The organism is Nocardioides sp. P5_C9_2 (assembly GCF_054049555.1).
Map to the genome: position 1 here is coordinate 1 of NZ_JBFUMD010000694.1, position 1,410 is coordinate 1,410.

Genomic DNA, 1,410 nt, shown 5'->3' on the forward strand with positions numbered 1-1,410 from the left:
AGGGCCGCCCGGGCCAGCCGGTCGCCGACCAGCGACGCGACCACCAGGGCGCCGAGCCCGGCGAGCGCCAGCTGGGCGAGCAGCTCGCGCAGCGCCTCGTCCCGGTGGTCGCGCCGGACCCCGACCAGCAGGTGTCCACCGGCGTCGAGGCGGGTGGCGCGCACGCGGTACGGCGCCACGGAGATCGGCAGGACGCTGCCGACGTCGACCGTGCGGACGTCCGCCTCTCCGACCAGCACGCCGGGACCCACCATCGGCTCGCGGGGGGCGGAGGCACCCCGGTCCAGCAGGACCCCGTCGTCGTCCACCACCTGCCAGGCCACGCCGGTCGCATCCGCACTGCCCGAGTCGACACTGCCCGAGTCGACACTGCCCGAGTCGGGACCGACCTCGCCGTCGGGGTCGACGAGGGGGGCGATGGTCGCGGCCGCCCGGGCGAGCTCGGTGTCGAGCCCGCGGTCCAGCGCGTACTCGACGCGCCAGTAGACGAACGCCCCGGCAGCGGTGAGCAGCACCAGCATCGCCGCGGCGAAGCCCGCCACCAGGCGCACCCGCAGYGGCCATCCGGTCAGCCGGCCCTGCCCGGGGCGCCCGGACCGCGTCACGCGGGGACCTCGACGCGGTAGCCGGCCCCGCGCACGGTGGTGATGGTCGACGTGCCGAACGGGCGGTCGATCTTGGCGCGGATCGAGGCGAGGTAGACGTCGATGACGTTGCTGCGCAGGTCGGTCTCGCCGTCCCACACCTCGTCGAGGATGGTGTAGCGCGACACCACGGTCCCGGCCCGGGAGGCCAGCAGGTGCAACACGTCGAACTCGCGGGCGGTCAGCTCCACCTCCGTGTCACCGCGGTGCACGCGTCGGGCACCCGGGTCGACGACGAGGTCGCCGACCTCGATGGGCGACCCCTCGTCGTACCTGCTGCGGCGGCGCAGGGCGCGCACCCGCGCCAGCAGCTCGTCGAGGTCGAAGGGCTTGGGGAGGTAGTCGTCGGCGCCGGCATCGAGGCCGGCGATCCGGTCCCGCACGTCGGCGCGGGCGGTGAGCATCAGCACCGGCGTGGTGACCCCGGCGTCGCGCAGCCGCCGGCACACCGTCACCCCGTCCATCCCCGGCAGCATCCAGTCCAGCAGCAGCACGTCGTAGGGGAGGCCGCCGGGCAGGGCACGGCCGTGGGCGGCCCGGCCGTCGCCGACCACCTCGACCTCCCAGCCGGCCTCGGTCAGCGACTGGGCCAGCAGCTCGGCGAGTCGGGCGTCGTCCTCGGCCACCAGGATGTGCACGCCCCCACCCTCTCGCGGTGCCGGTGACTTCATGGTCCCTTCATGCAGACCTCCCTAGCGTCCCCCGCATGGACGACACACGAACGGGCGAGTCACTCGCCGTCGACGCGGTGGGAGTGACCAAGGAC

Annotated in this window: 1 protein-coding gene and 1 pseudogene; both read right to left on the reverse strand. The window is 74.7% G+C overall.

Going from position 1 to position 1,410, the window contains the following annotated elements:
- Positions 1–605 (reverse strand): annotated as a pseudogene (locus ACXJKL_RS21065) (two-component sensor histidine kinase); the annotation flags it as partial.
- Entirely contained in the window at positions 602–1,282 is a 681-nt protein-coding gene (locus tag ACXJKL_RS21070) for a response regulator transcription factor (RefSeq protein WP_457208943.1), read from the reverse strand. The gene ACXJKL_RS21070 and the pseudogene ACXJKL_RS21065, both read right to left, overlap by 4 nt.
- Positions 1,283–1,410 lie beyond the last annotated feature (128 nt).